Raw genomic sequence first — 5,964 nt, 5'->3', positions numbered from 1 at the left:
AGCGGCAGATCGTGTTCACGGTCGATCATCGCTTTGCGCTCAGCAATCCCGCCTTGGTGAGCGCTCCTTCTAAAAAACTATGCGCGGCGCTGCGCTCCCCCTGTGGGATAGAAACGGACCGGCGCTAGATTGCCGACCGGGAGGGAGCGGCCGATACGATTTTGGTGGCACGTGACCCCGTTAAAAAACCTGGTCCATGGGTTGTCGCGCACTTGAGAGTGGTGACGCCATCCGGCGATCCCGTTTAGGAATCTGACGAATAGCGCAGCCCAGCCCTTCCGCCGCCGTCAGCAGGAGGATTAGAGATGAACCCCAAAAGATCGAAGTCGAGGAACGGAGGTAAGATGCAGATGGTGCCCCCGGACGCGGCTGCCATCGACGTCGGAGCGACTATGCACATGGCTGCCGTGAGGGCAGATCGCGCACCGGAGCCAGTCCGCAGCTTCGGTACCTTCACGGCTGATCTGCATCGGCTAGTCGACTGGTTTACTGAATGCGGCGTCGAGACTGTCGTCATGGAATCGACCAGCGTCTACTGGATTCCGATCTTCGAGCTTCTCGATGCCCGGGGATTTAACGTGTTTCTTGTCAACGCGCGCGATGCCAAGCCCGTGCCGGGGCGCAAGACCGATGTCAGTGATGCGCAATGGCTGCAGCGGCTCCATTCATTCGGGTTGCTGCGGGCCAGCTTTCGGCCCAAAGGGCAGATTGCCGAGCTGCGAGCCTACGTGCGTCAGCGCGAGCGTCTGCTGGAGTACGCGGCCTCACACATCCAGCATATGCAGAAGGCCTTGACGGAGATGAATCTTCAGCTGCACCACGTCGTCACCGACATCACCGACATCACCGGCGCGACCGGCCTGCGTATCATACGGGCGATCCTTGCCGGCGAGCGCGATCCTGAGGCGCTGGCGTGCTTGCGCCATTATAGTTGCCACTCCAGCGCCGAGACGATCGCGAAGGCGCTCACCGGAAGCTACCGCGCCGAGCATCTGTTTGCGCTCGAGCAGGCACTTGCGCTTTACGACGCCTACCACGAGAAGGCATCTGCCTGCGACGCCCGAATTGAAGCCGTGTTGAAGGAACTGAGCTTCCATCGCGGTCATCGCCACGGATCAGCGCCGCGGGTCTCGCGGCGTCGGAATAGAACCGATCAGGCGAACGCTCCAGCTTTCGACGTCCGCGAGGCGCTGTTCGCGTTGCTCGGAAAGGACCTCACCGCGATCGACGGCCTCGGTCCTTACCTCTCGCTGAAGCTGATCGCTGAATGCGGCGACGAGCTCTCCTCGTGGCCAAGTGCAAAGCATTTTACCTCCTGGCTGGGACTGGCGCTGAGCAACAAGGTCTCCGGCGGCAAAATGCTCTCGTCCCGAACGCGCCGATCCGACGGCCGAGCGGCGGCACTTCTGCGCCTTGCTGCCGTGACCGTGGGTCGTACAGACACCGCGCTCGGCGCCTTTTATAGACGGCTCTCAGCGCGCATCGGCAAGGCCAAGGCCGTGACCGCCACGGCCCCGAAGATCGCAGTTCTGTTCTACAATGCTCTGCGATACGGAATGGACTATGTCGATCCCGGGGCCTCGTCCTACGAGACGCGTTACCGGACGCGAGTGGTCAACAATTTGCATCGGCGTGCCAAGGCATTCGGCTTTGTTCTCCAGCCCTTGGAGCCGAAAGTAGATGCTGCCGTTTCTTAGGAATCGTTCTCCAGCGTCAACTCGCCGATCTTGGCGTGCAGCGACTTTACGTCGACGGTGGGTTCGGCGATCCGACTCCCGCCGCCCGGACCGAAAACATCGGCAGCGCTGCCTTCGAGCTGGCCTTCCACGATGTGATCTGATTGGGGTGAACGTCGAACTGCTCCGCCAGTTGCGCCAGCGTGCGGTCACCCTTGACGGCGGCAAGTGCCACCTTCGCCTTGAAAGCCGGAGTGTGGTTCCGCCGTGCTCGTCTGCTCATCGTCTCTCCTGATTAGCGGGTCAATCTTGCCCGCCGTCAGGCAGAAACTCCACTTATCGCTGTTCAGATTTGCGGGACCAGCTCACTACGACGTTGACAAAACCTTGGTGCGCCCAGGAATGTTGCCGCCGATCATCATCACGACGCCGAATGTGCCGATCGTATGAGAAAAGCCAACCACAGCGGCTTTAACAAACTCCAATCGCGCCCTGATGGTAATGAAGGCGTAGAGCGACGAAACGCGCCCCGTAGTTTCCGACTGGCGATCTCCTATCCCAACAAAGGCGTTACGGATCGGCTGCACCACCAACGGCAGCGCCGAGAGGACCGATCCGATCACGATTCCCGCGAAAGTAAAAGCGAGCGTGCGCTCGCCCCACAAAGAGGCGAGAACCCACCCGGTCCGTCTGGGCCGAGGCGCAACAGATTGCGCAATCTCTGCCGAAAAGACATCCATGTGCGTCAGCCCAAGCTGAAAGCAGGTCGTTTTACGGGTTCAGTGATCGCCTGCACGTCCGGCTCGCCCAGCTATGTGGCGCGGATCGCCTTTTAGTCGCGTCGCACTTCATGGCGGCCGCCACATTCACGCGCGTCGTTTCCACGAGCAAGAGCAGCGTCGCAAGTCTCATCGGCAACTCCAGTGAGAGGGCCGCTTCCATCCATCTGACGGCGGCACCTCCTCGTTTAAAATCAGCAATTCCTGTGCCGCGTGCGAACTGCGGGGCGCGCCATGCGCAACGTGGCAGAAATTCGCATAGACGTCGAGGTCCCGGTGGCGTGGACCTAACGCTATGTCAGATTTCTGGCATCTCTGTTGCCGAGCAGACAGCGACGGCCGCGCAACGAAACGGCAGAATTTGACGCTGCCAGAGATGCCTATGTGGTTTGTTGCTGGCTCAAACGCCACACTCGCTGGGCCGGTAATGGAACGGATCCATGAAGCCTGCCCTTTGGCAGCAACGCGAATAATCTGGCGAGTAATCATCGTGACCCTGCTTCGCGACGCGGCAAAAGGCGCTGAGGGGCCGAGAGCGAAGGCAGCCTATCGACCAATCTGCCTAATGCGCATCTTCGCACATGCCTGGAGACAAATGCCCCGTGCACGAACGAGCTTTGCCGCTAGCGACGAGCAGTCCATCGTTTCAAGATTATTGTCCCGCGCAATCGAGCTCGCAAACCAGACTTCCATCGCGTGGATGAGTACAATCCAAACTATCAATTTTACCAATGTCATCCACTGTTACAATCCATCAGCAGTTAGCGTATATCGATCACGCTCGGGCTTCCATCCCGAGACGGAACTCCACTAATGCGCTCAGCCGATCAAGTTACACGTCTCGCCGCAACTTTTTGTTCGACTTTGCGAACGCGGGCGAAGCACTCAAACGGATGCGACCCGGAGACAGACGGCTTGCCCGAGACTGCTCAATGGGGCGCACTTTGAGCAATTGGTGCATATTTTGCTTAACGAGAAAGGATAACGCAACTAAACGCCTGCCTTTTGGAACGACGCACCGGCTCTCGGAACCGTCTTCAATCGGACACGGCTAAAATTATGAGCCTCGTATGACGCTGTCGCCTCTCAATGACGCGGCGGCTCGCATTCGAGATATTTGGGAAGGAAGCGTCATGACCACCATGGCAACTGCGGCGCCCGCACGCGCGTCGCAAGCTTGGTATAAGATTCTCTACGTGCAGGTGCTGATCGCGATCTTGATTGGCGCCATGGTCGGCTGTCTATGGCCGTCTGTCGCGACAAACGACTGGGTCAAGGCGCTCGGTGACGGGTTTATCAAGCTCATCAAGATGGTCATCGCGCCGATTATTTTCTGCACCGTCACATCTGGTATTGCGCATATTCAGGATGCGAAGAAAGTCGGGCGCGTCGGCATCAAGGCGCTTGTCTATTTCGAGATCGTCTCCAGCTTTGCCTTGGTGTTGGGCCTTCTTATGGGCAATCTGGTACAAATCGGTCGTGGCCTTGCGGTCAAGCCGGATGCCAGTGCGGTCGCCAATTACGTCAAGCAGGCGGAAGCCTCGAAGACCGTCGATTTCTTTCTCAACATCATTCCGGATACCGTTTTCGGCGCCTTCGCCCGGGGCGATGTTCTGCAGGTTCTCCTGTTCGCGATCCTATTCGGCTTTTCACTGATGGCGTTAGGAAACCGTGGGGAGCGACTGCGAGGCATGATTGACGACGTCGCGAACGCGGTGTTCGGCGTCATCGCTATTATCATGAAAGCGGCTCCGATCGGCGCCTTCGCGGCCATGGCCTTCACGATCGGCAAGTTCGGGCCGGCAGCACTCGGCAATTTGATCGGTCTGATCGCCCTGTTTTACGCGACGGCGGCGTTATTTGTCGTGGTGGTGCTCGGTTTGATCGCGCGCCTCGTCGGCTTTTCAATCTTCAAGTTCATTGTGTATATCAAGGACGAGATTCTGATCGTGCTCGGCACATCGTCCTCTGAAAGCGCGCTGCCGCAATTGATGGAGAAGCTCGAACGGTTGGGCTGCTCCAAGCCCGTGGTCGGCCTGGTGGTGCCAACTGGCTACTCCTTCAACCTCGACGGCACCAATATCTATATGACACTTGCGACATTGTTCATTGCCCAGGCACTCGGGGTCGATCTCACCTTTGGCCAGCAGCTCACGATCCTGCTCGTGGCAATGCTAACGTCGAAGGGAGCAAGCGGCGTCACCGGCGCGGGCTTCATCACGCTCGCTGCGACGTTGTCGGTGGTCAACCCAGCGCTGGTGCCGGGCATGGCAATCGTATTTTCGATCGACAAGTTCATGAGCGAGGTGCGCGCCCTTACTAACATCACTGGCAATGGCATCGCCGCCGTGTTCGTATCCTGGTGGGAGGACGAGCTCGAGCACGCGACGCTGCAAGCTCGGCTCAACCAGCCCAACGTTTCCACCACTACCGACACACGATGAGATAGGTCCCGGATCCTAATCGCCGCCATTCAAAGACGCGTTGAATGCAAGCGCAGCGACATTTCTCGTAATTCGAATCGAGACAGCCGACTTGACGAGCCGGAACTTTCACGCGCGATCGCCGGTGCGCAGCCCGCCTCGCCCCCCGGGCAGCCGCCCTGAAAAGATGCCCGCCGAGCAAAAGAGTCGGTACCAATCATTTTCAAGCGCGTCTTTCACCGTCAAGCTTCCGGCCATCTGCACGCTTCTGCGACATTTGCCTTGCCAGATAACAGGGCTGCGACAGATCGTGTCCGGCCTGACAAACTAGTTGTTGCTCCGCCTACAATCGCGCTCGATTCCGGCCAACGCCCCGGAGACAAGCCTCCGCACCGAGGCGTGATGGCCCTAAAACATACAAAGCAGTCGTAACTTCGCCTTCGTATCTCGGCACATGACCATTGCGCTTTCTTCCGCATGACCGATCGTACCGGCGAGATGAGTGGTTCGGCAGCTTGTCTTTGTTCTTTCCGAGTTCGGCGAGGCGCCCCTGATTGTTCCGGCTCAGCGTCTTAACTGAACTGCAGCCGCTGTCCTCCTGCGGCTGGCGTGAGGGAGTTATCCTCGGCTGCAGCCTCGAGCGCCTGCCCGGATTATCGGCAACGGAGGAAAGCAGGCACCTGAGCATCGATTGCAGGCGTGTCACCGCGCCATATTGAAAGGTTTAGGACAACTATACGTACGTCTGTGATGCAATTTTTCTCTGCGCGTGCTCAGTTCATTACCAAGCAATCGAGCGGAACCGCTCACCAGCGGGGGCTGGTGCCGGTGCTGAGCACTGCCCTATTTTCGCCTAAAATGTTATAGCTTCCCCGCCGGAGAAAAGGCCGGACGGTATCAAAATGCGTAGCCCGATCAGCAGTTTAGAACGTTCAGCCCCTCAGTTTACCTTCGGCAGCATAACACTGACCGTGGTAACACTGCTTGCTTGTACCTTCACGCCCATTTGGCCGCGACGGCGTTCGCCTATTTGTTGGTGGTCTTGCTGTTTTCGTTGATGGGCAGCTTCATCGCGTCGTCCGCGCT

Annotated in this window: 2 protein-coding genes and 2 pseudogenes; 2 read left to right on the top strand and 2 right to left on the bottom strand. The window is 58.5% G+C overall.

The window, feature by feature from the left end; translation table 11 throughout:
- Nucleotides 1-305: 305 nt before the first annotated feature.
- Complete coding sequence (locus tag D6B98_RS39280; RefSeq protein ID WP_126262215.1) at nt 306-1,697, top strand: IS110 family RNA-guided transposase; 1,392 nt, start codon at nt 306-308, stop codon at nt 1,695-1,697.
- Nucleotides 1,698-1,699: 2 nt separating this feature from the next.
- Here the strand turns inward: D6B98_RS39280 and D6B98_RS39275 are convergent.
- Together D6B98_RS39275 and D6B98_RS39270 are read right to left on the bottom strand one after the other, a co-directional pair.
- A pseudogene (locus D6B98_RS39275) lies at nt 1,700-1,959 on the bottom strand (transposase); the annotation flags it as partial.
- 85 nt (nt 1,960-2,044) lie between these two features.
- A pseudogene (locus D6B98_RS39270) lies at nt 2,045-2,385 on the bottom strand (molybdate ABC transporter permease subunit); the annotation flags it as partial.
- 1,203 nt (nt 2,386-3,588) lie between these two features.
- Here D6B98_RS39270 and dctA point away from each other — a divergent pair.
- A complete protein-coding gene (gene dctA / locus D6B98_RS39265; RefSeq protein ID WP_126262214.1) occupies nt 3,589-4,899 on the top strand; it encodes a C4-dicarboxylate transporter DctA in 1,311 nt (436 codons plus the stop codon).
- The last annotated feature ends 1,065 nt before the right edge of the window (nt 4,900-5,964 follow it).

Source organism: Bradyrhizobium sp. LVM 105, assembly GCF_003957705.1.
Lineage (GTDB): Bacteria > Pseudomonadota > Alphaproteobacteria > Rhizobiales > Xanthobacteraceae > Bradyrhizobium > Bradyrhizobium frederickii.
This window is presented reverse-complemented; position numbering and strand designations above follow the sequence as displayed.

Coding starts and splice junctions, on each gene's coding strand:
- D6B98_RS39280 (WP_126262215.1), top strand. CDS start 306: ATGAACCCCAAAAGATCGAAGTCGAGGAACGGAGGTAAGATGCAGATG.
- dctA (WP_126262214.1), top strand. CDS start 3,589: ATGACCACCATGGCAACTGCGGCGCCCGCACGCGCGTCGCAAGCTTGG.